The 26,640-nt window shown below is 72.9% G+C and carries 21 protein-coding genes and 1 tRNA gene; 19 read left to right on the forward strand and 3 right to left on the reverse strand.

The features are described 5' to 3' along the window. Positions 1–34 precede the first annotated feature (34 nt). The 4 genes from J5Y04_RS18030 (at position 35) to J5Y04_RS43225 (ending at position 6,166) form a co-directional block, all read left to right on the forward strand. Positions 35–1,360, forward strand: a complete 1,326-nt coding sequence (locus J5Y04_RS18030; RefSeq protein ID WP_307853169.1) for an FtsW/RodA/SpoVE family cell cycle protein — start codon at positions 35–37, stop codon at positions 1,358–1,360. Then, positions 1,360–2,880 carry a penicillin-binding transpeptidase domain-containing protein gene (locus J5Y04_RS18035; RefSeq protein WP_209413047.1) on the forward strand — a complete coding sequence of 507 codons (1,521 nt, stop codon included), beginning with the start codon at positions 1,360–1,362 and terminating at the stop codon, positions 2,878–2,880. Before J5Y04_RS18030 ends, J5Y04_RS18035 begins: the two co-directional genes overlap by 1 nt. A gap of 180 nt (positions 2,881–3,060) precedes the next feature. Then, positions 3,061–4,629, forward strand: a complete 1,569-nt coding sequence (locus J5Y04_RS18040; protein ID WP_209413085.1) for an amino acid permease — start codon at positions 3,061–3,063, stop codon at positions 4,627–4,629. Positions 4,630–4,756: 127 nt separating this feature from the next. Continuing rightward, positions 4,757–6,166: a glycosyltransferase 87 family protein gene (locus J5Y04_RS43225; RefSeq protein ID WP_209413048.1), complete on the forward strand. Its 1,410-nt coding sequence runs from the start codon at positions 4,757–4,759 to the stop codon at positions 6,164–6,166. A gap of 61 nt (positions 6,167–6,227) precedes the next feature. Here the strand turns inward: J5Y04_RS43225 and J5Y04_RS43230 are convergent, their stop codons facing one another. Further along, entirely contained in the window at positions 6,228–7,988 is a 1,761-nt protein-coding gene (locus J5Y04_RS43230; protein WP_209413049.1) for a penicillin-binding transpeptidase domain-containing protein, read from the reverse strand. A gap of 164 nt (positions 7,989–8,152) precedes the next feature. Then, positions 8,153–9,979: a phospholipid carrier-dependent glycosyltransferase gene (locus tag J5Y04_RS18055; RefSeq protein ID WP_209413050.1), complete on the reverse strand. Its 1,827-nt coding sequence runs from the start codon at positions 9,977–9,979 to the stop codon at positions 8,153–8,155. 106 nt (positions 9,980–10,085) lie between these two features. Between J5Y04_RS18055 and rsmI the strand changes: the two genes are divergently transcribed. From rsmI to J5Y04_RS18110, 11 genes are all read left to right on the forward strand, one after another. Continuing rightward, entirely contained in the window at positions 10,086–10,943 is an 858-nt protein-coding gene (gene rsmI, locus J5Y04_RS18060) for a 16S rRNA (cytidine(1402)-2'-O)-methyltransferase (protein WP_209413051.1), read from the forward strand. A 236-nt stretch (positions 10,944–11,179) separates the two neighbouring features. Beyond that, positions 11,180–11,629, forward strand: coding sequence for a hypothetical protein (locus J5Y04_RS18065; protein ID WP_209413052.1), 450 nt, complete (start codon positions 11,180–11,182; stop codon positions 11,627–11,629). Positions 11,630–11,766: 137 nt separating this feature from the next. Continuing rightward, on the forward strand, positions 11,767–13,407 hold the full coding sequence (gene metG, locus J5Y04_RS18070) for a methionine--tRNA ligase (protein ID WP_209413053.1): 1,641 nt from the start codon (positions 11,767–11,769) through the stop codon (positions 13,405–13,407). Continuing rightward, positions 13,407–14,285, forward strand: coding sequence for a TatD family hydrolase (locus tag J5Y04_RS18075; protein WP_209413054.1), 879 nt, complete (start codon positions 13,407–13,409; stop codon positions 14,283–14,285). The genes metG and J5Y04_RS18075 overlap by 1 nt, the downstream gene beginning before the upstream one ends. Positions 14,286–14,552: 267 nt before the next feature. Further along, the gene (gene rsmA / locus J5Y04_RS18080; RefSeq protein WP_209413055.1) at positions 14,553–15,437 is read left to right on the forward strand and encodes a 16S rRNA (adenine(1518)-N(6)/adenine(1519)-N(6))-dimethyltransferase RsmA; all 885 of its coding nucleotides are present in this window, start codon (positions 14,553–14,555) and stop codon (positions 15,435–15,437) included. Next, complete coding sequence (locus tag J5Y04_RS18085; protein ID WP_209413056.1) at positions 15,434–16,363, forward strand: 4-(cytidine 5'-diphospho)-2-C-methyl-D-erythritol kinase; 930 nt, start codon at positions 15,434–15,436, stop codon at positions 16,361–16,363. The genes rsmA and J5Y04_RS18085 overlap by 4 nt, the downstream gene beginning before the upstream one ends. A 212-nt stretch (positions 16,364–16,575) precedes the next feature. After that, positions 16,576–18,390 (forward strand): ABC-F family ATP-binding cassette domain-containing protein, encoded by a 1,815-nt coding sequence (locus J5Y04_RS18090; RefSeq protein ID WP_209413057.1) that lies wholly within the window; start codon positions 16,576–16,578, stop codon positions 18,388–18,390. 294 nt (positions 18,391–18,684) lie between these two features. Continuing rightward, the gene (locus J5Y04_RS18095) at positions 18,685–19,248 is read left to right on the forward strand and encodes a hypothetical protein (RefSeq protein WP_209413058.1); all 564 of its coding nucleotides are present in this window, start codon (positions 18,685–18,687) and stop codon (positions 19,246–19,248) included. Positions 19,249–19,318: 70 nt separating this feature from the next. After that, positions 19,319–20,899, forward strand: coding sequence for a WXG100 family type VII secretion target (locus J5Y04_RS18100; protein WP_209413089.1), 1,581 nt, complete (start codon positions 19,319–19,321; stop codon positions 20,897–20,899). A gap of 101 nt (positions 20,900–21,000) precedes the next feature. Then, positions 21,001–22,434 (forward strand): type VII secretion-associated serine protease mycosin, encoded by a 1,434-nt coding sequence (gene mycP, locus J5Y04_RS18105; RefSeq protein WP_245204962.1) that lies wholly within the window; start codon positions 21,001–21,003, stop codon positions 22,432–22,434. 201 nt (positions 22,435–22,635) lie between these two features. After that, the gene (locus tag J5Y04_RS18110) at positions 22,636–23,982 is read left to right on the forward strand and encodes an MFS transporter (RefSeq protein WP_209413059.1); all 1,347 of its coding nucleotides are present in this window, start codon (positions 22,636–22,638) and stop codon (positions 23,980–23,982) included. A gap of 44 nt (positions 23,983–24,026) precedes the next feature. On the opposite strand, the gene J5Y04_RS18115 is transcribed toward J5Y04_RS18110, so the two are convergent. Continuing rightward, positions 24,027–24,623, reverse strand: a complete 597-nt coding sequence (locus tag J5Y04_RS18115) for a flavodoxin family protein (protein WP_209413060.1) — start codon at positions 24,621–24,623, stop codon at positions 24,027–24,029. Positions 24,624–24,800: 177 nt separating this feature from the next. Between J5Y04_RS18115 and J5Y04_RS18120 the strand changes: the two genes are divergently transcribed. The 4 genes from J5Y04_RS18120 to J5Y04_RS18135 all read left to right on the forward strand — a co-directional run. Then, the gene (locus J5Y04_RS18120; RefSeq protein WP_209413061.1) at positions 24,801–25,211 is read left to right on the forward strand and encodes a helix-turn-helix domain-containing protein; all 411 of its coding nucleotides are present in this window, start codon (positions 24,801–24,803) and stop codon (positions 25,209–25,211) included. 119 nt (positions 25,212–25,330) lie between these two features. Further along, positions 25,331–25,403: transfer RNA gene (locus tag J5Y04_RS18125), tRNA-Thr, on the forward strand. Between the two features lie 181 nt (positions 25,404–25,584). Beyond that, the gene (locus tag J5Y04_RS18130) at positions 25,585–26,253 is read left to right on the forward strand and encodes a response regulator transcription factor (RefSeq protein ID WP_209413062.1); all 669 of its coding nucleotides are present in this window, start codon (positions 25,585–25,587) and stop codon (positions 26,251–26,253) included. A 184-nt stretch (positions 26,254–26,437) separates the two neighbouring features. Then, the coding region (locus J5Y04_RS18135; RefSeq protein ID WP_209413063.1) for an NAD-dependent epimerase/dehydratase family protein at positions 26,438–26,640 on the forward strand (203 nt) is incomplete at its 3' end.

Below are 26,640 nucleotides of genomic sequence, written 5' to 3' on the forward strand. Positions count from 1 at the left end.
GACACCAGGACGGTCCGTGGCGACACCCTCCGCCGTGACGAGAGGCTCCGGCCGGCCGCGCCGGACGGTGCCGACCCGGCGCAACACCGAGCTCGTGCTGGTCCTGGCCGCCGTGCTGACCGCCGTCTACGGATACGCCGAGGTCGGCGTCAACATCGACGGCACGGTGCCCGCCGACGCGGCCGAGTACGGCGCCGCGCTCGGCGTGCTCGCACTGCTGGCACACGCCGCGGTCCGCTGGAAGGCGCCGTACGCCGACCCGCTGCTGCTGCCGATCGGCGTGCTGCTCAACGGGATCGGCCTGGTCGTCATCTACCGCCTGGACCGGGCCACGGGCGGCGGCGCGGCGCCCACCCAGCTGCTCTGGTCCACCCTCGGGGTGGGCCTGTTCATCGCCGTCGTCCTGCTGCTGCGCGACCACAAACGGCTGCAGCGCTACGCGTACATCGGCGCGCTGGTGGCCCTGGTGCTGCTGGTGCTGCCGGTCTTCTTCCCGCCGGTGTACGGGTCGCGGATCTGGATCACGATCGGACCGCTCTCCTTCCAGCCGGGGGAGTTCGCCAAGATCCTGCTGGCGGTCTTCTTCGCCGCCTACCTGGCGGTGCACCGGGACGCGCTGGCGCTGACCGGCCGGCGGGTCCTCGGGTTCCAGCTGCCGCGCGGGCGGGTGCTCGGGCCGGTGCTGCTGATCTGGGCGGCCTTCGTCGGCGTCCTCGTCCTGGAGACCGACCTCGGCACCTCGCTGCTCTTCTTCGGCCTCTTCGTGGTGATGCTCTACGTGGCCACCGCGCGCAGCGGCTGGATCGCGATCGGGCTGTTCCTGGCCGCGGTGGCGGCGGTCGGGGTCGGCCGGCTCTCGCCGCACGTGCACAGCCGGGTCGCCGACTGGCTGGACCCGCTCGGCTCGATCGCCGCCGGCCGGGGCGCCAACCAGATCGCCCAGTCGTTGTTCGCCTTCGCCTGGGGAGGCGAGCTGGGCACCGGGCTCGGCAACGGGCACTCCGTGCTGATCGGCTTCGCCGCCAAGTCCGACTTCATCCTCGCCACCATCGGCGAGGAACTCGGCCTGACCGGGCTGATGGCGGTCCTCCTGCTGTACGCCCTGCTGGTCTCGCGGGGGTTCAGGACCGGGATCGCGCTGCGGGACCCGTTCGGGCGGCTGCTGGCGATCGGGCTGGCCGCGATCGTCGGCCTCCAGGTGTTCGTGGTGGCCGGCGGGGTGCTGGACCTCATCCCGTTGACCGGGATGACGCTGCCGTTCGTCGCGCAGGGCGGCTCCTCGGTGGTGACCAACTGGATCATCGTCGCGCTGCTGGTGCGCATGAGCGATCTCGCCCGCCGGCCGGCGGAGGCAGCCTGATGGCGCTGAACAGGGGAGGGGGCCGCGGGCGGGGCAACGGGCCGCAGGGCCTGCCCGGGATCTCCGTCACCGGGCGCCGGGCGGGCACCTTCTGCCTGCTGCTGATCGTGGCGCTCTGCGTCCAGGCCACCCGGGTGCAGGTGTTCCGGGCGGAGGAGCTGAACCACAACGAGGCCAACCAGCGGCTCACCATCGAGCGCTACTCCCAGCCGCGCGGCAACATCCGGGTCGGCGCCGACAGCGTCACCGGCTCCGAGCCGACCGGCGGCCGGTACGACTACAAGCGCAGCTACACCGACGGACCGCTGTACGCCGCCGTCACCGGGTACTCCTCGCAGGCGTACGGCAACTCCCTGCTGGAGGGGACCGAGGACGACCTGCTCTCCGGCACCGACAGCCGGCTGGCGAGCTGGGCCGTCTGGGACGCCGTCGCCCGGAAGCAGAACCCCGGCGGCGACGTCCACACCACCATCGACCGGGCGGCCCAGCAGGCCGCGGTGCGCGGGCTCGGGGACCAGAAGGGCGCGGTCGCCGCGATCGAGCCCGCCACCGGCCGGATCCTGGCGCTGGCCAGCACCCCCTCGTACGACCCGGGGAGCTTCGCGGGTTCCTCCGCCGCCGACCAGGAGGCCTGGAACGGGCTCCAGGCCGACCCCGACCAGCCGATGCTCAACCGGGCGCTGCGCCAGACCTACCCGCCCGGTTCGACCTTCAAGGTGGTCACCGCGGCGGCCGCGCTGCAGAACGGCGTGGTCACCGACATCGACGCGCCGACCGGCGCGCCCTACCCGTACGTGCTGCCGGGGACCACCACGCCGCTGGTCAACGACACCACGGCCTGCGACGAGCCCGGGCAGTCGCTGGACACCGCCATGGTCCACAGCTGCAACAGCGCCATGGGCTACCTCGGGGTGCAGGTCGGGCTGGAGGGGATGGTCTCGACGGCCGAGGCCTTCGGCTTCAACGACGCGAGGCTGGACGTCCCCGTCCGCCCGGCGCGCTCCAACTTCGACACCCGCATGAACCCGTCCCAGCTGGCGCTCTCCTCGATCGGCCAGTTCGACACCGCGGCCACCCCGCTGGTGATGGCGATGGTCGCGGCCGGAGCCGCCGACAACGGCACCGTGATGCATCCACAGCTTGTGGACAGACTGACCAGGAGCGACGGCACCACCGTGCAGCTGATGCGGCCGCAGCCCTACCGGCAGGCGATGAGCCCGGCGGTGGCCGCGCAGGTGCGGAAGCTGATGACCGACGTGGTGGAGAACGGCACCGGGCGCAACGCCCGGATCGGCGGCGCGGAGGTCGGCGGCAAGACCGGCACCGCCCAGCACGGGGTGGACAACTCCGGGACGCCGTACGCCTGGTTCATCTCGTGGGCCAGGCCGGCCGGCTCGGACGCCGTGCCGCCGGTGGCCGTCGCCGTGGTGATCGCGGACAGCGATGCCACGGACGTCACGGGCGGCGCCCTGGCCGCCCCGGTCGCCCGCTCGGTGATGCAGGCCGTCCTGGGGCGCTGAGCGCAAGGGGGATGGCCCTGACCTGCGGCTTAGCCGCCCGGTGGAAGATCCGCCGTTTGCGAAGTGTCCGGTTTGTACATGCTGATGCGACGATTCGTACAATGCGCGCGGTGCGACTGTTCGTTTGCGACACTGGTGCTTTCGCGGGGTACTGTCCCATGTTTGTTCGGTTGGTCCTTGATGTCACTTCACGGCGTCTCGAGTGACCGGCCGCTAGGACACCCTCCCCCGCCTAGAAGGAACGTCGTTTTGGCCAGCAACACCCTCGGCGCGCGTCTGCTGCGACGCAAGCCCGTCTCCACCCTGATCGCCGAGAGCGAGGGCCGCGACGCCCTTCCCGCCGGTGCGCCCGAGGAGGGCGGACGCTCCGGCATCCACCTGCGGCGTTCGATCGGCCTCTGGCAGCTGTCCTCGATCGGCATCGGCGCCACCATCGGCACCGGCATCTTCTTCGTCCTCAGCACCGCGGTGCCGTCGGCCGGCCCGGCCGTGATCCTGTCCTTCGTGATCGCCGCGGTCACCGCGGGCCTCACCGCGCTCTGCTACGCCGAGATGGCGTCCGCGATCCCGGTCTCCGGCTCCTCGTACTCGTACGCCTACGCCACCCTCGGCGAGGGCGTCGCGTTCGCGGTCGGCATCTGCCTGTTGATGGAGTACGGCGTCTCCGCCTCCGCGATCGCGGTGAGCTGGGCCGAGTACCTGAACAAGTTCCTCGACCTGGCCTTCGGGGCGAAGATCCCCGAGGCGCTCTCCGGCGCGCCGGACAACACCCACTGGTTCAACCTGCCGGCGCTGATCCTGGTCGCGATGGTCTGCTTCCTGCTGATCCGCGGCGTGAGCGAGTCGGTGAAGGTCAACGCGGCCATGGTGGGCATCAAGATCCTCATCCTGATCCTCTTCATCGGCGTCGCCCTGACCGGCTTCCACTCCGGCAACCTGACCCCGTTCATGCCGCTCGGCATCGGCGGCGTCCAGGTCGCGGCCTCCAGCATCTTCTTCTCGTTCATCGGCCTGGACGCCGTGTCCACCGCCGGTGAGGAGGTCAAGAACCCGCGCCGGACCCTGCCGCTGGCGATCATCATCTCGCTGGTCGTGGTCACCCTGCTGTACATCCTGGTCGCCCTGGCCGGCATCGGCGCCCAGCCCTGGCAGAAGTTCGACGGCCAGGAGGCCGGCCTCGCCCAGATCCTCCAGGACATCACCGGCCAGAGCTGGCCCGCGATGGTCTTCGCGATCGGCGCGATCATCTCGATCTTCTCCATCACCCTCGTGGTGATCTACGGCCAGACCCGCATCCTGTACTCGATGGGCCGCGACGGCATGCTGCCCAAGCGCTTCGCCCAGCTCTCGCCGCGCACCGGCACCCCGGTCTGGAACACCATCGTGGTCGGCGTCGGCGTCGGCGCGCTGGCCGCCTTCATCCCGCTGGAGAAGCTGGCCGACATCACCAGCCTCGGCACGCTGATCGCGTTCTCGGTGGTCTCCATCGGCGTGATCATCCTGCGCCGCACCCAGCCCGACCTGCCGCGCGGCTTCAAGGTGCCCGGCTACCCGGTCGTCCCGCTGGTCAGCGTCGCCTTCTGCATCTACCTGATCACCGGCCTGCACGCCGACACCTTCGAGGCCGGCGGCGTCGCCCTCGCGATCGCCCTCGCCGTCTACTTCGGCTACAGCATCAAGCACTCCAAGCTGGAGCGCGCCGAGCAGCCCGTCGCGGCCGACACCCCGGCCGACACCAAGGCCGGCTGAGCATCGCGGACACCCGTGGACGGGGCCGCCGGACGGTGACGACACCCCGGCGGCCCCGTTCGTCCCTGTGGACACTCAGTCCGCGGACATGGCGACAGGGCCCGGCCGCCACCCATAACCTTCCACCATGGTGAGCACCCGCACGCCCGGCCACACCCGCCCGCGCGGCCGCTTCACCGGCCGTGGCGGGGCGCCCGTCCCGCCCGCAGCGGCCGGACCACCGACCGGACGCGACCGACCGCGCCGCCGCCTCCCCGCCCCGTCGTTCCCCCGTCAGCGTGGTGACGGCACGCCACCGCCACCGCCCGATCGGCTGAACCCCGCCCGGCTCGCCTCGCTGCGCCGCGTCCAGTTCCTCGGCTGCCTGATCGCCGCCGGCTGGGCCGCGGCCTTCCCCCTCGTCTCCGACCTGCCCAACCAGCGGCTGTGGGGCACCGTCGCGGCCCCCGCCTACGTCCTCGCCGGGCTGCTCTGCCTGGCCCTGCCGCGCCGGTTCGCGGCCCGTGCGGCGGCCGGGGCCGCCCTCCTGGGCGCCGTCCTGGTGCCCCTCGCGCTGCTGGCCCTGCAGGGCCGCCACCAGTCCGAGGTGATGGTGGTCGAGCGCTCGGCCCACCTGCTGCTCACCACCGGCAGCCCGTACCTGCCGCACCCGGTGGTGGTCACCGACTACAACCCCTACCTGCCGGCCATGACCCTGTTCGGGATGCCGCGCGCCCTGGTGGGCAACGGCAACCCGGTGGCGCAGGTGGCCGGGGACGCCCGGATCTGGTTCGCGCTGGCCTTCCTGGCCTGCCTGATGGCCAGCTGGCGGTTGCTGCGGCCCTCCCGGGACCGCGCCCCGCTGCTGCCGCTGGCCGTGCTCACCGCCTCGCCGCTGATCGCGCTCGCGCTGGTGGTCGGCGGGGTGGACCTGCCGTTGATCGGGGTCTGTTGCCTGGCGATGGCCCTGGCCGAGCGGGACCGCACCATCGGGGCCGGGCTGGTCCTGGCACTGGCCTGCACCCTGAAGTGGACGGCCTGGCCGGCGCTGCCGGTGGCCGTGCTGCTGCTCTGGCGGCTGTACGGGCGGCGGCCCGCCGCCCGGGCCGGGCTGACCGCGCTGGGCACGGGCCTGGCGGTGATCCTGCCCTCCGCGCTGGCCCGGGCGGACGCGCTGCGCGAGCAGGTGGTGCGGTTCCCGCTGGGGCTGACCGCGATCCAGACGCCGGCCGGAAGTCCGCTGCCCGGCAAGGTGCTGGCCGGGTTCGGGCCGACCGGGCACACCGTCTCGCTGGTGCTGATGACGGTCGGCGGGCTGGGGGTGGCGATCTGGCTGGTGGCCCGGCCGCCGGTCTCCGCCATAGCCGCCGCCGACCTGCTGGCCGCGGGGCTGGCGATCGCGTTCATGCTGGCGCCGGCCGGGCGGTTCGGGTACCTGGCCCTGCCGGTGGTGCTGCTGATCTGGCCGCGGCTGGCGGCCCGGCGGTGGAGCGGGCGCAGGCCCGTTCCGGCGAGCTGCCTGCTGGCCCGGCCGGAGCCGGTCCTGCCCCGGGGCTGACCGGGGCGGGACCGGGCGGGAGCGAGCAGGACCGGGCGGGACGGTCGGCGCGGCGCCGGGATCAGCGGTTGCCGGCCGCCTTGATGACGGAGGCGACGGCCGGACCGGCCGCGTCGGCGCCGTGGCCGCCGCCCTGGACCTCGGCGGCGATGGCCAGGTTGCCCCGGTAGGCGGTGAACCAGCTGTTGGTGGTCTCGACGCCGGTGGCCTCTGCCGAGCCGGTCTTGGCGCCCGCGTTGTCGGAGATCCCGTTCATCACGGCCTTGGCGGTGCCGTCCTTGGCGGTGGCCGCCATCATCGCCTTCAGCTTGGCGTCGGCGTCCGGGGACATGGTGCGGGCGGCCTTCTGCTGCGGCAGGTCGGCGACCAGGATCGGCTGCTTGAACTCGCCGCTCTGCACGGTGGCCGTGATCGAGGCGATCGCCAGCGGGTTCATCTGGATCTTGCCCTGGCCGATGGACTGCATGGCCTGCTCGTCCTTGTTGGCGCCCGCGTCCGGCACCCGGCCGTCGGCGTTCGGCAGGCCGGTCTTCCACTCCAGGCCGATGCCGAAGATGTCCTTGGCGGTGGAGGTCAGCGCACCCGGCTTGAGGCTGGCCAGGCCCTGGTCGATGAACGCGGTGTTGCAGGAGATCATGAAGTCCTGCTGGAGCGTGTTGGTCGGGTAGGCGTCCGGGAAGGAGTTCGGGATCGCCTTCGGGTTGCTGCTCTTCACCGGGCAGGGGACCACGGTGTCCGGGTTGACGCCCGCCTCCAGCAGGGCCGTCGAGGTGACGATCTTCATCGTCGAGCCGGGGGCCAGCAGGCCGAGGAAGGCCCGGTTCTGGCCGGTGGCGGGCGCGTTGGCGAACGCCAGCACCTGGCCGGTGCTCGGCTCGATGGCGACGATCGAACCCTGCTTGCCGCCGAGGTCGGTCATCGCCTTCTCGGCGGCGGCCTGGAGCCCGTTGTCGATGGTCACCTTGAACGGCTTGGCGGGCTTGGGCTCGACGATGGTGAACAGTTTGTCGGTGGCGCCCTTGCCGTCCGCGGTGGAGATGACCACACCGCTGCCCGCGTCGCTCTGGTCCTGGGCGGGCTGGAGCTTGCGGGCGTTGTCCTGGAGGGTGGCGAGCAGCGTCGGGGTGAGCGAGGCGCCCTGCAGCGCCTTGCCGTTGCGGTCGACCACGTTGCCGGGCGGGGCGAAGACCGGCTGGGTGGAGATCACCTCGCCCGCGCCCAGGTGCGGGTGGATCACCGACGGCGCCCAGTGCACGGCCGGCGTGTTGTCGCTCATCTTCACGACGCTCAGGAAGCCGTTGTAGTCCCACACCCGGTTGGTGCCCTCGAACTCGGCCCGGGCCTTGAAGCCCATCAGCACGCCGGCCGGGGCCGGGGAGGCGGAGGCGGACGGCGAGTCGGTGCCCGTCGCGGACGGCGTCGCCGCGGCGGAGGGCGAGCCGGTGGGCTTGGCACCGGGCGAGGGGGTGCCCGTCGCGGAGGCGAACGCGGCGGCGGTGGCCGGGCCGGACGGCGCGAGGGTCAGCCCGCTCGGCTTCACCTGGTCCTTGAAGGCGGTCAGCGCGGTGGTCGCCGCCGCCGGGTCGTCGGTCAGCCCGGCCGCCTTGGCGAGGTCACCGGCGGCCCAGGCCTCCAGGAAGTCCTTGGCACCGGCCGTCGCCTGCTCGGCGCTGGGAGGCTCGGCGACCACCGTGCGGGCCTTCTTGCCCTGCGGTGCGTCCGAGTCCGAGCCGCCGACGAGGCTGTACGCCCCGTACCCGCCGCCCGCGAGCACGGCGAGGGACACGCCGGTGATGATGCCGATCTTCGCGCCACTGCGCATGGTGCTCTTCCCCCAAGGGTCTGGCGACTGGCCGCTGCCGGAGGTGGCCGGAAAGCGCGTTCGGTCCTCAGCCTAGGCAGAGGTTTTCCGTGCCCCGACGAAATGCCCGGGTCTTGTGACGGATCTGGTACGTGTCGCGCACCACCTCGCCACGGTCCCCGCGCTCAGATCCAGCTGTTGAACCACATCCGCCTGCGCCAGTCGTCCATCGGAATCGTCTCCCCCGTGAACAGCGGGTGGAAGAAGAGAAAGTTCCACACGATCAGCAGCACCAGGAGGCCGGCCGCCGTCGAGCCGATGATCCGGCGGTCCCGGGACGCCCCGGACGGGCCGATCAGGGCGCCGACCAGCATGGTGACCGCGAGCACGAGGAACGGCACGAAGGCCACCGCGTAGAAGAGGAAGATCGTCCGCTGCTGGTAGGCGAACCAGGGCAGGTAGCCCGCGGCCAGACCGCAGAGCACGGCGCCGGCCCGCCAGTCCCGCCGGGCGGCCCAGCGCCAGAGGCAGTACACCAGCGCCACCACGCCGGTCCACCAGAGCAGCGGGGTGCCGATGCCCAGCACCTCGCGGGCGCACTCGCTCACGGTGCAGCCGGCCTGGCCCTGCTTGGGGGACTCGTAGAAGAAGGAGACCGGGCGGCCCAGCACCAGCCAGCTCCACGGGTTGGACTGGTAGGTGTGCGGGTCGCTCAGGTGGGTGTGGAACTCGTAGACGGTCGAGTGGTAGTGCCAGAGCGCCCGCAGGCCCTCCGGTATCCAGCCGTAGTCGCTGTCCCGGCCGACCGCCCAGTCCCGGCCGTAGCCGCCCTTGCCGGGGACCGTGCTGCTGGCGAACCAGCCCCACCAGGAGGTGACGTAGACGACCGCGGAGACCACGACGACCGAGACGAAGGCCGGCACGACGTCCCGCACCAGCGTCCACAGGTACGGCCGGCCCGCTCCCGCCAGGCGGCGCGCGCCCGCGTCCCAGAGCACCGTCAGCACGCCGAACGCGGCCGCCACGTAGAGGCCGCTCCACTTGGTCGCGCAGGTCAGGCCGACGCAGATGCCGGCCGCGATCCGGTACGGGCGCCAGCCAAGGTTCAGCCGCTGGGCGGCCGACGCGTCCGCGACGCCGCCGAGCCGTTCGGCGATCCGGGCCCGGGTGCGGTCACGGTCCAGCAGCAGGAAGCCGAAGGCGGCGAGGATCCAGAACATCACCACGAGGTCCAGCAGGGCCGACCGGCTGAGCACGAAGTGCAGGCCGTCCACGGAGAGCAGCAGCCCGGCCACGCAGCCCAGCAGGGTCGAGCGGAACAGCCGGCGGGCGATCCGGGCCACCATCAGGACGGAGAGCGTCCCGAGCAGCGCCACCGCGAACCGCCAGCCGAACGGGTTCATGCCGAACAGCTGCTCGCCGAAGCCGATGATCCACTTGCCGACCGGCGGATGGACCACGTAGCTCGGGTCCGGCCGGTAGGGCACCGGCGCGCCCGCGATGATCTGCTCGTTGGCGCCGTCCGGCCAGCTGATCTCGTAGCCGCCGTGCCAGAGCGCGTAGGCGTCCTTGGCGTAGTACGTCTCGTCGAAGACGACCGCGTTCGGCTGCCCGAGGCCGTCGAACCGCAGGAGCCCGGCGAACAGCGCCACCACGAGCGGGCCGACCCAGCCCGCCCAGCGGCAGAGCCAGGACCAGAGGGCCTCGGGCAGGGATATGCCGAGCCGCAGCAGCAGCGGCGAGGGCGCGACCCGGTCCGGCGTCACCCCCGGGCCGTCCGGCATCGGCGGCACCAGGCGCTCGGCGAGCGGGGCCGGGGGCGCGGGCGCGTAGCCGTACCGGGACAGGCCGGACAGCCAGGCCGGGCGCCCGGACCGCGGCTGCCCGGGCCGGGGCGCGCGCGGGGACGGGACGGCGGGGGACGGCTGGTCCGTCAGGACAGGCACGCCGACGCCACCCTGCGTGCTGTGGTCTGTACCAGTAGGCGTCTCTGCCGCCGTGTCGCCGTTCATCCGCCACATCGTAGGGGCGGTTCCCACCAGGGGAACGGCTCCCTCCGAAGCTGCCCGAATCGTCACCAAAAGCGCCGGGGGCGCCGTTGCTGGAAGGATGGGGCACGTGACAGGAGTACTGGTACTGGCAGGCACCCCCATCGGCGACGTCTCGGACGCCCCGCCCCGGCTGCTCAACGAGCTCGCCACGGCGGACGTGATCGCGGCCGAGGACACCCGGCGGCTGCGCCGCCTCACCCAGGCGCTCGGGGTGACCCCGGCCGGGCGGGTCGTCTCCTACTTCGAGGGCAACGAGGTCGGCCGCACCCCCGAACTGGTCGAGGCGCTGCTCGGCGGCGCCCGGGTGCTGCTGGTCACCGACGCCGGGATGCCCTCGGTCTCCGACCCCGGCTACCGGCTGGTGGCCGCCGCCGTCGCCGCCGACGTCAAGGTGACCGCGGTGCCCGGACCGTCCGCCGTCCTCACCGCGCTGGCGCTCTCCGGCCTGCCGGTGGACCGCTTCACCTTCGAGGGATTCCTGCCGCGCAAGACCGGTGACCGGGCCCGCCAGCTCGCCACCGTCTCCGCCGAGCCGCGCACCATGGTCTTCTTCGAGGCCCCGCACCGGATCGCCGAGGCGCTGGCGGCGATGGCCGAGGCGTTCGGCGCGGACCGGCCCGCCGCCGTCTGCCGCGAGCTGACCAAGACCTACGAGGAGGTCAAGCGCGGCCCGATCGGCGAGCTGGCCGCCTGGGCGGCCGACGGCGTCAAGGGCGAGATCACCGTGGTCGTCGCGGGCGCCCCGCCGGCCGCCCCGCAGGAGCTGACCCCGGCCGAGCTGGCCCGCCTGGTGGCCGTCCGGGAGGAGGCCGGCGAGCGGCGCAAGGAGGCCATCGCGGCCGTCGCGGCCGAGCTCGCGCTGCCCAAGCGGGACGTCTTCGACGCCGTGGTCGCGGCCAAGAACGCGGCGGTGGCGAAGCCCTGAAAGCCGGGGGTGCCGCGGTCGGCGAGGACGCGTACCTTGGAGAGAAGGCCCCGGGTAAACACCCTTTGAGCTGAAGCTTTGGCCGTGGTTTCGGGAGCGGACCCACCCTTTCGTATAGGGATCCCCAATCCGCGTCCAAGACTTCACAAGACGGGCATCGGCCGGGGCGTTCCGGGCATTTCCTGGTTTGGAAAGACCCAGCCGGACGAGCGTCCGGCGGGCGCTGGGAGACGGCTATGAGCGAGACGATCGGTAGCCCTCGTGGTGGTAACGCGCTGAGCGACCCCGGCCTGACCGGCCGGCCGCACTCTCCCGTGGAGACCGTCCGGGAGGCCTACTCCTTCGCGTGCCTGAGCTGCGGGTACGGCTGGGAGCAGGCGTACGACATCGAGCACCACGTGGCCCGGGACGGGCACGTCGTGTTCGAGTACCACGCCAACGGTGTCCGGGTGCCGTCGCCGCTCCTCAAGCCGACCTGCCCGGGGTGCGGTGGCCACACCGTCCGGATCATGCGCGAGGGCCGGGTGACCGTCGCCGACCAGCCCTGGCACCACGCCCCCGGCTTCTCGGCGCACGCCGAGCCCGCCGGGGCCCCGGCGGCCGCCCCCGCGGCCGCCCCCGCGGACGCGGGTGCGGACCGGCCGCGCGGGCGCCTGGCCCGGCTCTGGTCGCGGCTGACGGGCTGACCACCCCGGTGGTGGCGGGCTGACCACCCCGGTGGTGACGGGGCCGTTCGGGAGGTGGCGGGAGCGCCGGTGACGGGGCCGCCCGCCGGGGAAACCCGGTCGAGGGCGGCCCCCGCACGCGATTAAGCTTTCCGACCATGGCGGCCACTGCAGAGCACAGCACCACCGGGGGCACGACCCCGGCGTACTACGTTTCCACCCCGATCTACTACGTCAACGATCGCCCGCACCTGGGCCACGCCTACACCACCGTGGCGGGTGACGTGCTGACCCGCTGGCACCGCCAGCGCGGCGAGAAGGTCTGGTACCTGACCGGCACGGACGAGCACGGCCAGAAGATCCTGCGGACCGCCGAGGCCAACGGGGTCAGCCCGCAGGAGTGGTGCGACAAGCTGGTCGAGGAGGCGTGGAAGCCGCTCTGGCAGCACCTCGACATCGCCAACGACGACTTCATCCGCACCACCCAGCAGCGGCACACCGACCGGGTGCAGGAGTTCGTCCAGGACCTGTACGACAAGGGCGAGATCTACAAGGGCGGCTACTCCGGCCCGTACTGCGTCGGCTGCGAGGAGTACAAGCTCCCGGCCGAGCTGCTCGACGGCGCCGCCGAGGGCGAGAAGCTCTGCCCGATCCACAAGAAGCCGGTCGAGTGGCTCGAGGAGGAGAACTACTTCTTCCGCCTCTCCGCCTACGGTCCGAAGCTGCTGGAGTTCTACGCCGCCAACCCCGGCTTCATCGCGCCCGAGTCCGCCCGCAACGAGGTGCTCCGCTTCGTCGAGCAGGGCCTCCAGGACCTCTCGATCTCCCGCTCCACCTTCAACTGGGGCGTGCCGCTGCCCTGGGACGACAAGCACGTCCTGTACGTGTGGGTGGACGCCCTGCAGAACTACATCACCGCCGCCGGCTACGGCAGCGACCCGGAGCGCTTCGCCGAGCTCTGGCCGGCCTCCGTGCACCTGGTCGGCAAGGACATCCTGCGGTTCCACGCCGTGATCTGGCCGGCCATGCTGATGGCCGCGGGCCTGCCGCTGCCCAAGCGGGTCGTCGCCAACGGCTGGCTGATGGTCGGCGGCGAGAAGATGTCCAAGTCCAACCTGACCGGCATCGCGCCCACCGACCTCACCTCGCACTTCGGCGTGGACGCCTACCGCTACTACTTCCTGCGGGCGATCCCGTTCGGCACCGACGGCTCGTTCTCCTGGGAGGACTTCACCGCCCGGTACACCTCCGAGCTGGCCAACGACTTCGGCAACCTGGCCTCCCGGGTGGCGGCCATGGTCGGCAAGTACTTCGACGGGACCCTGCCGGCCTCGGCCGCGCACGGTGACGCCGAGCAGGCCGTCGCCGACGGGCTGGTCAAGGCCGCCGAGGCGGCCGACCGGAAGATCGGCGAGGAGCTGGACTTCGCCGGCGGCATCGCGGCGGTCTTCGAGTTCGTCAAGCAGGTCAACGGCTACCTCACCGAGCAGGAGCCCTGGAAGGTCGCCAAGACCGCCTCGTCGGAGGGGGAGGGCTCCGAGGAGGCCCGGGCCCGCCTCGCGACCATCCTCTACACCGCCGCCGAGGCGCTGCGCGCCACCGCCGTCCTGCTCAACCCGGTGATGCCCGCCACCGCCGAGAAGCTCTGGGACTCGCTGGGCGCCGACGCCGCCGGCCTCGGCGCACTGTCCGCGCAGACCATCGCCACCGTGGCGGACTGGGGCCGGCTGCCCGCCGGCGCCACCGTCACCAAGGGCGAGATCCTGTTCCCGCGCCTGGAAGAGAAGCCGGCCTCCTGATGCCGAAGAACGACGACGACCGGTCGACGCCGCCGCCACTGCCCGCCCCGCTGGCGGTGGCGGTCGCCGACTCGCACACCCACCTGGACATGCAGTCCGGCACCCCCGCCGAGGGCCTGGCGCGCGCGGCGTCGGTCGGCGTCACCACCGTCGTCCAGGTGGGCTGCGACGTGCCCGGCTCGCGCTGGGCCGCCGATCTGGCGGCCCAGTTCGAGCAGGTGCACGCGGCCGTCGCCCTGCACCCCAACGAGGCGCCGCGGATCCACCTCGGCGACCCCGACGGCTGGTCCGGGCAGCAGCGCCCGGCCGGCGGCGCCGCCGCACTGGACGCCGCCCTCGCCGAGATCGACGCGCTCGCCGCACTGCCGCAGGTCCGCGCCGTCGGCGAGACCGGCCTCGACTACTTCCGCACCGGCCCCGAGGGCGTCGAGATCCAGAAGGAGTCGTTCCGCCGCCACATCGAGATGGCCAAGCGGCACGGCAAGGCCCTGGTCATCCACGACCGCGACGCCCACGAGGACGTCATCGCCGTCCTGCTGGAGGAGGGCGCCCCCGAGCGGACCGTCTTCCACTGCTACTCCGGCGACGCCGCGATGGCCAGGACCTGCGCCGAGCACGGCTGGTACCTCTCCTTCGCCGGCCCGGTCACCTTCAAGGCCAACCAGCCGCTGCGCGACGCCCTCGCCGCGACCCCGCTCGACCGCGTCCTGGTCGAGACCGACGCCCCCTTCCTCACCCCGCACCCCTACCGCGGCCGCCCCAACGCCCCGTACCTGATCCCGGTCACCGTGCGGTCGATGGCCGACACCCTGGGGCTGCACGAGGACGAGCTCGCCACCGCCATCGCGGCGAACACGGCGCGGGCGTTCGGGTACTGATCGCACAAACGTCGGAACCGGGGAATGACCGCTTCCGCAAGCCCGGCCAGTACGCCGAGAAGGGGATCCCGTCCTACTGGCGCGTCGAGCGCGGCCTGGACAACCTCCCGACCGTCCACGAGTTCCACCGGGACGAGGAGAAGGGCGTCTACCTGCCCGTCGCCCAGCACGAAGGAGTACTGCGGACCGTGGTGCCCTACCCCGTCGAGATCGACCTCGCGGCCGTCGTCGAACTCTGAGGGCCCGTCGCGCCCGTATCCTTGGCGCGTGAGCACCACCGACCCCACCTCTGACAGCCACCTGCTGGGCGCCGCCGACATCCGGGAGCTGGCGGCCGCGTTCGGCGTGAAGCCGACCAAGCAGCGCGGGCAGAACTTCGTCATCGACGGCAACACCGTGCGGCGGATCGTCCGCGCGGGCGGGGTGACGGCCGAGGACTCCGTGGTCGAGGTCGGGCCAGGGCTCGGATCGCTGACGCTGGCCCTGCTGGAGGTCGCGAAGCACGTCACGGCGGTGGAGATCGACCCCGTCCTGGCACAGCACCTCCCGGACACCGTCGCCGCGCGGATGCCCGGCAAGGCGGACGCCTTCGACCTGGTGTTCAGCGACGCCATGGAGGTCACCGAGCTCCCCGGGCCGGCACCGACCGCGCTGGTCGCCAACCTCCCCTACAACGTCGCCGTGCCGGTACTGCTGCACATGCTGGCGACCTTCCCCACCATCGAGCGCACCCTGGTGATGGTGCAGAGCGAGGTCGCCGACCGGCTCGCCGCCAAGCCCGGCAACAAGGTGTACGGCGTCCCGTCGGTCAAGGCCAACTGGTACGCGGACGTGAAGCGGTCCGGCGCCATCGGGCGCAACGTGTTCTGGCCCGCGCCGAACGTCGACTCCGGCCTCGTCTCGCTGATCCGCCGCGAGCCGCCCACGACCACCGCCACCCGCACCGAGGTGTTCGCGGTCGTCGACGCCGCCTTCGCCCAGCGCCGCAAGACCCTGCGCGCCGCCCTGGCCGGCTGGGCCGGCTCCCCGGCCGCCGCCGAGCAGGCGCTCGCCGCCGCCGGCATCGACCACAAGCTGCGCGGCGAGATGCTGACCGTCGAGCAGTTCGCCGCGATCGCCGAACACAAGCCCGCGAAGCCGGAGTCCGAGTGATCACCGTACGGGTCCCCGCCAAGGTCAACGTCCAGCTCGGGGTCGGCGGCCTGCGCGCCGACGGCTTCCACGACCTGGCCAACGTCTTCTTCGCCGTCGCCCTCGGCGACGAGGTGACGGCCACCGCCGGCACGCCCGGCGACGGCGTCACACTCAGCTGCTCCGGCCCCGACGCCGCCGTCGTCCCGCTCGACGGCAGCAACCTGGCCGCCCGCGCCGCCCGGCTGCTCGCCGCCCGCCACGGCCTCGCCGACCCCGACGTCCACCTGCACATCGCCAAGGCCATCCCGGTGGCCGGCGGCATGGCCGGCGGCAGCGCGGACGGCGCCGCGGCACTGGTCGCCTGCGACGCGCTCTGGGGCCTCGACACCCCGGCCGACACCCTGCTGGAGCTGGCCGCCGAACTCGGCTCCGACGTGCCGTTCGCCCTGGTCGGCGGCGTCGCCCTCGGTCGCGGCCGCGGCGAGATCCTCGACCCGCTGCCCGCCACCGGCACCTTCCACTGGGTCTTCGCGGTCGCCGACGGCGGCCTCTCCACCCCGGCCGTCTTCCGCGAGTGCGACCGCCTCCGCGAAGAGGCCGGCACCGGCGCCCGCGACACCGACGTCCCCACCCCCGACGCCGACCCGGCGCTGCTCGCCGCCCTCGCCGAGGGCGACGCCGTCGCCCTCGCCGGCGCGCTCACCAACGACCTCCAGCAGGCCGCCCTCTCGCTGCGCCCCTCACTCGCCGCCACCCTGCGGGCCGGCACCGAGGCCGGCGCGATCGGCGCCCTGGTCTCCGGATCCGGCCCGACCTGCGCCTTTCTCACCAAGGACGCCGACGCCGCGGCCGCCGTCGCCGAGGCGCTGCGGGCGTCCGGCACCTGCCGCACCGCGCACGCGACGTACGGGCCGGTGCCGGGAGCGGCGGTGCTCGGCGGGTGAAGCGCGGGGCCGGGTGTCGATGCTCGGCGGGTGACAGCCGTGCCGGGTGTCGGTTCTCGGCAGGTGAAGCGCGGGTCAGCGGCGGCGTTGCTCGGCGGGTGAGGGGGCCCGGGGCGGCCGACTAGGCTGGGGAGATCGGGGCCTTCCCCGAAAGGGGCGCGCCGCGACACCGGGGCGGCCCCGAGACCGCCGATCCCAGGAGCGCAGCACACGTGGCCGTCAATCTCGCCACCATCGAGTCCGTCACGAAGGTCTACGGCACCCGGGCCCTCCTGGACGGGGTCAGCCTCGGCGTCAGCGAAGGGGACCGGATCGGTGTCGTCGGACGCAACGGCGACGGCAAGACCACCCTGATCCGGATGCTCGCCAAGCTGGAGGAGCCGGACGGCGGCCGGATCACCCACTCCGGCGGGCTCCAGATGGCCGTCCTCACCCAGCACGACTCGCTCGACCCCGAGGCCACCATCCGGCACGAGGTGATCGCCGACCGCGCCGACCACGAGTGGCTCGGCGACGCACGCATCCGCGACATCATCGAAGGCCTCTTCGGCGGCCTCGACCTGCCCGGCTTCGCCGACGGCCTGGACACCGTGATCGGCCCGCTCTCCGGCGGCGAGCGCCGCCGGATCGCCCTCGCCAAGCTGCTCCTCGGCTCGCCCGACCTCATCGTCCTGGACGAGCCCACCAACCACCTCGACGTCGAGGGCATCGCCTGGCTCGCCCAGCACCTCCAGAACCGCCGCTCCGCCCTCGTCTGCGTCACCCACGACCGCTGGTTCCTCGACCAGGTCTGCACCCGGATGTGGGACGTCCAGCACGGCTCGGTGCACGAGTACGAGGGCGGCTACTCCGACTACGTCTTCGCCCGCGCCGAGCGCTCCCGGATCGAGGCCGTCGAGGAGCAGAAGCGCCAGAACCTCGCCCGCAAGGAGCTCGCCTGGCTGCGCCGCGGCGCCCCCGCCCGCACCTCCAAGCCGCGCTACCGGATCGAGGCCGCCAACGCCCTGATCGCCGACGTGCCGGAGGTCCGGGACAAGAGCGAGCTGATGAAGTTCGCCAACGCCCGGCTCGGCCGGACCGTCTTCGAGCTGGAGAACGTCACGGTCAAGGCCGGCCCCAAGCTCCTGCTGGAGAACCTCACCTGGCAGCTCGGCCCCGGTGACCGGATCGGCCTGCTCGGCGTCAACGGCGCCGGCAAGACCTCGCTGCTGCGCGCCATGCGCGACGCGTACGCCTCCGAGGGCGACGTGCAGCCCGCGTCGGGCGTCATCAAGGTCGGCAAGACCGTGCGCCTGGCCTACCTCTCCCAGGAGGTCGCCGAGCTGGAACCGACCACCCGGGTGCTCCAGGCCGTCGAGCAGGTGCGCTCGCGCGTCGACCTCGGCAAGGGCCGGGAGATGAGCGCCGGCCAGCTCTGCGAGCAGTTCGGCTTCGGCAAGGACAAGCAGTGGACGCCCGTCGGCGACCTCTCCGGCGGCGAGCGGCGCCGGCTCCAGCTGCTCCGGCTGCTGATGGACGAGCCGAACGTCCTCTTCCTCGACGAGCCGACCAACGACCTCGACATCGAGACCCTCAACCAGCTGGAGGACCTCCTCGACGGCTGGCCCGGCTCGATGGTCGTCATCAGCCACGACCGCTTCTTCATCGAGCGGACCACGGACGTGGTGCACGCGCTGCTCGGCGACCAGAAGCTGCGGATGCTGCCGAACGGCGTCGACGAGTACCTGGAGCGGCGCGCCCGGATGGCCGCCGCGGCCGCCGCCTCCGCCGCCGCCTCGGCCCCGGTCTCCGAGACGGCGGCCCCCGGGCTGTCGGCCGGGGACGCGCGGGCCGCGAAGAAGGAGATGCAGAAGCTGGAGCGGCAGATCGCCAAGCTGGACGAGAAGGAGTCCAAGCTGCACGCCCAACTCGCGGAGCACGCCGCCAACTTCTCCAAGGTCGCCGAGCTGGACACGCAGCTGCGCGCCGTCCGGGAGGAGAAGGAGGAGCTGGAGATGAGCTGGATGGAGCTGGCCGAGCAGGTCTGATCCCGGCCGGCCCCCGACCGTCCAGTCCGCACGGCCCGGCGCCCGGCGCGCCGGGCCGTGCGGCGTCCTGGGGCGCGGTCGGGCGTTGTACGTGTCAAGTTCGTACCGATCGCGCTCAGTCCTGCCATGGGCCCTGCCGGTCCGACGGAGGCGGTGGCTACGATGGCTGAGGCGACTGCCGTCCCCAGGGCGGGCGGCGTGCGCCGGGTACGACTGTAGGACCGAGAAGTTGACGGTGTGTTGCGGTGCGGCGGCCTCCGGCCCGCCCCGCACACGGGGGAGAGGTGGATTACGGTGGCAGACGCGCCTGCAGGCGACGGTACGGGGACGGCCAAGCCCGACGAGACGCCGTTCTCGCTCGGTGGCGACCACAGCAGCAACAGCTGGTTCGGCTTCGGCGCCATCTTCGGCGCGGCCGACACCGTCGTGCGCGCCGTCCAGACGAACGCAAGCGCCTCGGATCTGGTCGCCGCGTTCGGCAGCAAGAACGTCCAGGTCGAGCTGGACACCCTGACGGCTTTCACGAAGAAGATCGAGGCGCTGCTCCAGGCGATGGAGGGGTCGGCGGCCGCGCCGTACAACCTCGAGGAACAGCGGCTGCACGCGGACAACTTCGGCAAGAACTTCTCGGAGTCCACCGATCTGACGTCGGCGTACCAGCGGGCTCACAACGAGCTCGTGAACATGCACAAGGTCTTCGTGAAGCAGATCGAGGCGATGCAGAAGTCGGTCACGACGGCCGCGGCCAACTACGCGGGCAACGAGGAGCACGCGACCGCCGCCCAGCAGGCGGTTGCCAAGAACTCGGGCGTCGGCACGTCCTCGGGCGGCTCGGGTTCGACGACCGGCGGGATGTGACGGTGGCACGGCGCGACATTTCGACTGACACGGGGAGCATGTGATGGCAGGCGGAACGAACTTTCAGCCCATGGAGCACGAGCAGCTCAAGGCCATGGTCAAGGACACCGAGCCGGGGAAGGTGCTGAGCCGGGGAACCCAGCTGCAGTCGGCCGGTCGTGTCCTGAAGGACCTCAGCGCGGCGCTCAAGTCCCACGTCGACGGGATCCACTGGGAGGGACCGGCCGGCGAGAGCTTCAAGGAGTGGGCCAGCAACTTCCACAAGTCGGCGGCGAAGCTCGCCGACTACTCCACCGGCGTCGGCGACGCGATGCACCAGGCGGGCGAGGCGCTCAGCACCGCCAAGACCGCCGTGCCCGAGCTGCCGAAGACCGAGATCGCCCAGCTCGCCCGGCACAAGAACCAGACGGTCCCGTACCTCCCCTCGGACTTCGAGGCCAGGTACGGCGTCGGTGCCACCGTCGACTCCGTCATGAAGCAGGGCAACTCCAACTGGGTGACCGCGGCGGAGGCGGCCGCGGCGGAGAAGAAGGTCCAGCAGGAGCACCAGGAAGCCGTCAACCAGATGGTGAAGCTGGCGCAGGCGTACGACGCCGTGACCACCAAGCTGAACGCGCTGGAGACGCCGACGGAGTTGAAGCCGCCGGGTGATCGCGGCGGCTCCTCCGACTTCGGTGGTGATGGCGGCGGTGGTGGCGGCGGCGGGACCGGCTCCGGCGGCACCCATCGCACCCCCGGCTTTGTGGGTGGCGGCGGCGGCAGTTACAGCCCGCCCGTCGGCGGTGGTGGTGGCGGGGGCTCGGTGACGCCGCGTCCGCCCGCGACCGTCCCGCAGGGGCCGAGCGGTCCGGGACACGTCGACCCGACCCCGCCGCACAGCGGTCCGCAGCTCCCGTCGGACCCCGGCACGCCCACCCCGTCCCCGGGTCCGTCGTACCCGACGGACCGCCCCGGGACCGATCTCAACAGCCTGCCGCCGGCCCCGACCCTGCCCGGCCAGACCGGTCCGTACACGCCGGGCGGCCCGGGCAGCCTGCCGCCGGGCGTTCCGGGCGGCGGGCCCGGCTACCCGAACGGCCCCGGGGGCAGCGGCCCCTTCCAGGGCCCCGGCCCCGTCCCGTTCAACACCGGCGGCACCATCCAGCCCAAGAGCACCGGCCCGGGCCCGAGCAGGACGAGCACCTTCGGCGGGGGCAACCTGCAGTCGAAGAACGGCACCCCCGGCCTCCCGAGCGGCGGGACGGTCTTCGGCCGTGACGGCCAGGCGGGCCGGTCCGGCGGTGGCGGCATGAACAACCCGGGCGGGGGCGGCATGCACCCCGGCGGCGGTCACGGCGGCGGTGCCGTCGGTGGCGGTTCGCGCGGTCGTGGGCTGACCTCGACCGGCGGCGGTACGGTCGGCGGGCGCAAGGGGCCGACCGCGAGCGGCGAGTTCACGCCGGGCGGCACGGGCCTGCGCAACCGGGCCGGCGCCGCCGGAGCCGAGGGCGGGTCGCGTTCGGGCCAGAACGGCATGATGGGCGGCCCCATGTCGGGCGGCGGCACGGGCAAGAACGAGCGGGAACGGCGCAACCGGGCCGACTACCTGCACGAGGACGAGGAGACCTGGACCAGCGGTACGCCGCAGAGCAACCCGAACGTGATTGAGTAGGACTGCAATGGCTGCCCGGCCACTGGGTTCATCCCGGTGGCCGGGCAGTCCTGTCCGGGGCGCGGTCCTCGGCCGACGGGGAGAGCGACGAGGGAGCTGTGATGCGGCGAACTGACATGTGGGTGCGTGGTCGGGGGTTCGCCGCGGCGCTCTTGGCCGCCGGAGTGGTGGCGGGGCCGGCCGTGATGCCGGCGGCGGCGGAATCGATTCGTGGCAATCAGTGGCACCTGGATGCCATGCACGCGCCGGAGATGTGGAAGACCACCAAGGGCGAGGGCGTCACCGTTGCCGTGATCGATGGCGGGTTCAAACTGGACCACCCTGACCTGGCAGGGCAGTTGCTGCCGGGAAAGGACTTCAGTGGTCTCTCGGGCGGCGTCGGCACCTTCCCGAACGGACACGGCACTGAGATGGCCAGCCTCATCGCAGGGTCCGGCAAGGGCCGGGGAGGTGATGGCGCATACGGCCTGGCCCCCGCTGCCAAGATTCTTCCGCTGAAGATCAACACTGGTGCCGACGGGAATCCGGTCAGTACGTCGGAGTTCGTCGGACAGATCAGTCAGGCCATTGTGTACGCCGCTGATCAGGGAGCCAGGGTCATCAGCATCTCGCAGGGTGCGGCGGCGGACTCCGTCTCCTCCGAGGACACGTCGAAGGTCAACAGCGCCATTGCGCAAGCGCGGGCCAAGGGCTCGCTGGTGGTCGCCAGCGTAGGGAACTCCGGACAGTCGGGGAACGCCGTGGAGTACCCCGGGGCGCTTCCCTATGTGGTCGGGGTCGGTGCGGTCGACCAGAACAGCACGACCACGGCCGAGTCGGAGCGCGGTCCGCAGGTTGACCTCGTGGCTCCAGGGGTCGACATGGTCGATGCGTGCACAGGCGCCACGGGCTACTGCAAGGGGCACGGAACGTCGGACGCCACCGCGATCGTGTCCGCATCGGCCGCGCTGCTCTGGTCCGTGCATCAGGACTGGACGGCGAACCAGGTCCTGCGGGTGCTCATCAACACGGCCGGCAAGCCGACCGACGGATCGCAGCGCACCGATGCCGTCGGCTACGGCACGGTTCGCCCGCGGATCGGGCTGACGACTCCGGGCGACCCGGGCCCGGCGGACGTCTACCCGATCCCGGAGAAGCAGGCCGGGACCCCTTCCGCTTCCCCGTCAGCGGCGGCGTCCTCGCCAGCGACTGCCCCCTCGTCGGCCGCGCCGTCGGGCTCGGCGTCGGCCGGCGCTGGTGCCGCGCCGAGCGCGGGCAGCACGCCGGCGGGTGTGCCGTCTTCGCCGTCACAGGCCGACAAGGCGTCCGACTCGGGCAGTTCGCTGCCGATCGTCGCCGCGGTGGTCGGCGGGCTGGTGCTGGTGGCGGGGGTGGTGGTCTTCGTGCTGCGGCGGCGGGCGGCCGGCTCCCGGCAGCCCGCGGTCGAGGCCCCGCCGATGCCTCAGCAGACCGGGCCGGGTGTGCCGCCCGGGCCGCCCGGGCCGCCGTCGTACGAGCCGCCGGCTCCGCCGAGCGACAACCCGTACGCGCGGTAGGGGCGCTGCGACCGCCCGGTCACCGGATTCACCCGGTGGCCGGGCGGCGCCGTTCCGGGGGCGGGTCGGACGGCACACGGCACACGGCGCACGGCGCCGGGCGCAGGCGCGGCAGAGGACCGGCGTGCGCGGGCGGGGTGTGCGCGGGTGTCACCCGGGTGGGCGCTGTTGCGAGGGTGGGCCGGTCGCCAGGGTGGCGGTATGGATACGCAGGACGCCCGGCGGGCGGCGCAGTTGCGGAGGGCCGCGGCGGCGGCGCTGATCGGTACGGCGATCGAGTTCTACGACTTCTTCATCTACGGGACGGCGGCCGCGCTGGTCTTCGGGCCGGTGTTCTTCCCCGGACTGGGCGCGGTGGGTGCGCTGTTGGCGTCGTTCTCGGTGTACGCCGTGGCGTTCCTGGCGCGGCCGCTGGGGGCGGTGGTGTTCGGGCACTTCGGGGACAGGCTGGGGCGGAAGGCGACGTTGGTGGTGTCGCTCTTGCTGATGGGGTTGTCGACGGCGGTCGTGGGGGTGCTGCCGGGCTACGGGGTGTGGGGGTGGTGGGCGCCGGTGGCGCTGGTGGTGTTGCGGGTGTGCCAGGGCGTCGGGCTGGGCGGGGAGTGGGGCGGGGCGGCGCTGCTGATCGCGGAGAACGCGCCGGCCGGGCGGCGCGGGCGGTACGGGGCGTTTCTGCAGCTCGGGCCGACGCTTGGGTTCGTGCTCGCCAACGGGGTGTTCCTGGTGCTGCAACTGGCGCTGGACGAGCGGGCGTTCCAGGGGTGGGGCTGGCGGGTGCCGTTCCTGGCGTCGCTGGTGATGGTGGCGGTGGGGCTGTTCGTGCGGCTGCGGCTGGAGGAGACGCCGCTGTTCGCCGCGGAGGCCGGGCGGGTGCCGGAGCGGCCGCCGGTGGTGGAGGTGCTGCGCGGGCACTGGCGGTCGGTGCTGGTCGGCTGCGGGGTGATCACCGTGGGGTACGCGATGTTCTACCTGACCACGACCTTTGCGCTGGCGTACGCGACGACCGGGCTCGGGGTGTCGAGCAGGCTGGTGCTGTCGATGCTGCTGGCGGGCGGCGTGGCGATGGGCGGGACGGTCTGGGCGAGCGCCCGGGGCAGCGACGGGTGGGGGCGGCGGCGGACGTTGCAGGCGGCGACGGGGCTGGTGCTGCTCTGGTCGCCTCTGCTGTTCCCGCTGTTGGAGACGGTGCGCCTGCCGCTGATGTTCGTGGCCCTTGCGGGGTCGATGGTGGTGCTGGGGTGTCTGTTCGGGCCGGTGGCGGCGTACCTGCCGGAGCTGTTCCCCACCCGGGTGCGGTACACGGGGGCCGCGCTGACGTACAACCTGGGCGGGGTGGTGGGCGGGGCGACCACGCCGCTGGTCGCGACGAGGCTGACGGACGCGTACGGCACGGCGGAGCCGGTCGGCTGGTACCTGGCGGCACTGGGGGTGGTGGCGCTGTTCTGCCTGCGGCTGCTGCCGGAGACCAGTGGCACGGACCTTGCGGTGGCCGGCGCGGACGGCGGACGCCGCCGGGCGCCCGTTCTGGGGGCGGATCCGGCGGCGTAGCCCGCGGGGGAGGGGCCGGGGCCGCGTGGCCTCCGGGGAGCGGGTCAGGCGGCCTGGGCGGCGCGGCCGGCCAGCAGGGTCGCGGTGTGCTGGGCGACCCGGCCGCCGAGGTGCTCGGCGGTGGCGATGTCGGCCTTGTGCACGGTGTCGGTTCCGCCGTCGGCGGGGGTGGAGGCGGCGGCGCCCGCGAAGAAGCCGAGGCGGTTGAGGTCGTCCTCGGTACCGGCGGAGGAGTTCCAGCCGGGCTTGAGGCCCAGGTTGACCCAGCTCATGCCGTGCTGGGCGGCGAGGGTCTGGAAGAAGCCGAGGGTGCCGGCCTTGTCGCCGCTCTTGGAGGCGGAGTTGGTGAAGCCGGCGGCGACCTTGTCCAGCCAGGCGTCGCCGAACCAGCGCTTGCTGCTGGCCTCGGCGAAGGTGTGGAAGGCGCCGGAGGCGGTGCCCATGTAGGTGGGCGAGCCGAAGATGATCGCGTCCGCGGCGTCGAGCCGGGCCCACTGCTCGTCGGTGATGGTGTCGACGGCGACGGAGACGACCTCGGCTCCGGTGGCGGCGGCCCCGCGGGCGACGGCCTCGGCTATCACGGCGGTGTGGCCGTAGCCGGAGTGGTAGGCGATGGCGACGGTCGGGCGGATTGCGGTCATGGCGGGTGCTCCTCGCGGAAGGGCGGACGGAAAGAGCCGAAAGCGGCAGGCGGGGCAGGGGTGGAGCGGGGCAACAGGAGGCGGAGGCCGCCGTGCGGCCGCCGCGGTCTCCAATATAGACCAGGTCTCTATTGGTTACCAAGGATGGATGGGAGACCTACGGCTACCCTGGGGGGCATGACGACGAACGAGCAGGTGCCGGCCGGGTCCGAGCAGGGCCAGGCGTGCGACGTCTTCGCTCAGCTCTGTCCGAGCAGGGACGTGTTCGCCGAGCTGGCGGACAAGTGGTCGCTGCTGATCCTGATGGGCCTCGACCAGTGCGGTCCGCAGCGGTTCTCCGAGCTCCAGCGCGCGGTGGGCGGGGTCAGTCGGAAGATGCTCACCCAGTCGTTGCGCTCGCTGGAGCGGAACGGGCTGGTGCGGCGCACCGTCCATCCGGAGATCCCGCCGCGGGTGGTCTACGACCTGCTGCCGCTCGGCCGCCAGCTGGCCGGGCTGGTGGTGCCCGTCGGACGCTGGACGGAGGAGCACGCCCCCGTCATGCTGGCCGCGCGCGAGGAGTTCGACCGCGTGCACACCGGGGATTGAGAGGGGCGGACCGGCTCCGGGGGCGGGGCCGGGAGCCGATTTCCCTTCCTGGTCGTCGGCCGTGTAATGTCTTCCTTGTTCGAGCGAGCGAGTGAGCAAGCGAGAACAGCAGGGAACAGGCCCCTATAGCTCAGTCGGTAGAGCGTCTCCATGGTAAGGAGAAGGTCTGCGGTTCGATTCCGCATGGGGGCTCAAGTGAAGGACCCTCGCCCAACGGCGAGGGTCTTTTTCGTTTTCTGGTCCGCGCGCCCGGACCGGCGCCGTCGGCGAGGCGGCCTAGCGGGCCGGGCCCGGAATGCGCTGTGATGGTGCGTCATCGGCCGCCCGCCCCACCGGGTGCGGGCGCGGGCCGGACCCCGACCGGGAGGGCGTCATGGGTGTTCGACTCGTGGTGGCCGACGACCACCGGCTGCTGGCCGAGGCGCTGGCCACCGCACTCCAACTACGCGGCCACCGGGTGCTCGCGGTCGGCTCGCCGGCCGGCTCCGCGGCCGACATGGTGGCCGGGCGCCGGCCGGAGGTGTGCCTGCTCGGGGTGGCCGGGCCGGGTGAGCCGGGGGCCTTCGACGTGCTGCGCCGGATCCGCCGGGAGCGGCCCGAGGTGGCCGTCATCGTGCTCGGGCCGGTCGGTGAACTACGCGGTGTGGCGGGCGCGTTCGCGGCGGGCGCGGCGGGGTACGTGCCCAGTGACGAGCGGATCGAGGTGGTCGAGCGGGCCATCGCGCGGGCCCGGGCCGGGGAGGCGGCGGTCGCCGTGGACGTCCTGCGCGGCGCCTTCGACCAACTGCTCTGCCCGGCGGCCGAGTCGGACGACGAGGCGGTCCGGTTGCTGCGGCTGCTGACCCGCCGTGAGGTCCAGGTGCTGGCCCGGATCGCGGAGGGCGAGGACACCGCGGCGATCGCCGCCGGGATGCGGATCGCGGCCAGCACGGCGCGGACGCACGTCCAGCGGGTGCTGATGAAGCTCGGCGCGCGGACCCGGCTGGAGGCCGCGGCGGTGGCGGCCCGGACCGGGCTGCTCGACCGGGTGGCCCGGGACTGAGCGGCGGGGCCGAACGGCACGGGGCCGAACCGCGCGGGACGGAACGACGGGCCCGGGGCGGCGGGGCCGGCCCGGGGCGGGCGGCGGTCCGGAGCACTCCCGGTGGCCAGGGAGAATAGGCCCCAGTCGTACGTCACCGATGGCCCGCCGAGGCGGCGGACCATCGCCCGCTGGAGGTCGCATCATGAGTAAGTACCTGGTCACGGGTGGCGCCGGATATGTCGGCAGCGTCGTCGCCGCCCACCTGTTGGAGGCCGGGCACCAGGTGACCGTCCTGGACGACCTCTCCACCGGTTTCCGGGAGGGCGTGCCGGCCGGTGCCGAGTTCGTCCGGGGCCGGATCCAGGAGGCCGCCGCGGTGCTGGACGGCTCCTTCGACGGGGTGCT

The sequence above is a fragment of the Kitasatospora sp. RG8 genome, assembly GCF_017813315.1.
Classification (GTDB): Bacteria; Actinomycetota; Actinomycetes; order Streptomycetales; family Streptomycetaceae; genus Kitasatospora.

Excerpts from the sequence above, each read along its gene's own strand:
- J5Y04_RS18035 (WP_209413047.1), top strand. The coding sequence starts at position 1,360 with ATGGCGCTGAACAGGGGAGGGGGCCGCGGGCGGGGCAACGGGCCGCAG.
- J5Y04_RS18040 (WP_209413085.1), top strand. The coding sequence starts at position 3,061 with ATGTCACTTCACGGCGTCTCGAGTGACCGGCCGCTAGGACACCCTCCC.
- J5Y04_RS43225 (WP_209413048.1), top strand. The coding sequence starts at position 4,757 with ATGGTGAGCACCCGCACGCCCGGCCACACCCGCCCGCGCGGCCGCTTC.
- J5Y04_RS43230 (WP_209413049.1), bottom strand. The coding sequence starts at position 7,988 with ATGCGCAGTGGCGCGAAGATCGGCATCATCACCGGCGTGTCCCTCGCC.
- J5Y04_RS18055 (WP_209413050.1), bottom strand. The coding sequence starts at position 9,979 with ATGAACGGCGACACGGCGGCAGAGACGCCTACTGGTACAGACCACAGC.
- J5Y04_RS18065 (WP_209413052.1), top strand. The coding sequence starts at position 11,180 with ATGAGCGAGACGATCGGTAGCCCTCGTGGTGGTAACGCGCTGAGCGAC.
- metG (WP_209413053.1), top strand. The coding sequence starts at position 11,767 with ATGGCGGCCACTGCAGAGCACAGCACCACCGGGGGCACGACCCCGGCG.
- J5Y04_RS18075 (WP_209413054.1), top strand. The coding sequence starts at position 13,407 with ATGCCGAAGAACGACGACGACCGGTCGACGCCGCCGCCACTGCCCGCC.
- J5Y04_RS18100 (WP_209413089.1), top strand. The coding sequence starts at position 19,319 with ATGGAGCACGAGCAGCTCAAGGCCATGGTCAAGGACACCGAGCCGGGG.
- mycP (WP_245204962.1), top strand. The coding sequence starts at position 21,001 with ATGCGGCGAACTGACATGTGGGTGCGTGGTCGGGGGTTCGCCGCGGCG.
- J5Y04_RS18110 (WP_209413059.1), top strand. The coding sequence starts at position 22,636 with ATGGATACGCAGGACGCCCGGCGGGCGGCGCAGTTGCGGAGGGCCGCG.
- J5Y04_RS18115 (WP_209413060.1), bottom strand. The coding sequence starts at position 24,623 with ATGACCGCAATCCGCCCGACCGTCGCCATCGCCTACCACTCCGGCTAC.
- J5Y04_RS18120 (WP_209413061.1), top strand. The coding sequence starts at position 24,801 with ATGACGACGAACGAGCAGGTGCCGGCCGGGTCCGAGCAGGGCCAGGCG.
- J5Y04_RS18130 (WP_209413062.1), top strand. The coding sequence starts at position 25,585 with ATGGGTGTTCGACTCGTGGTGGCCGACGACCACCGGCTGCTGGCCGAG.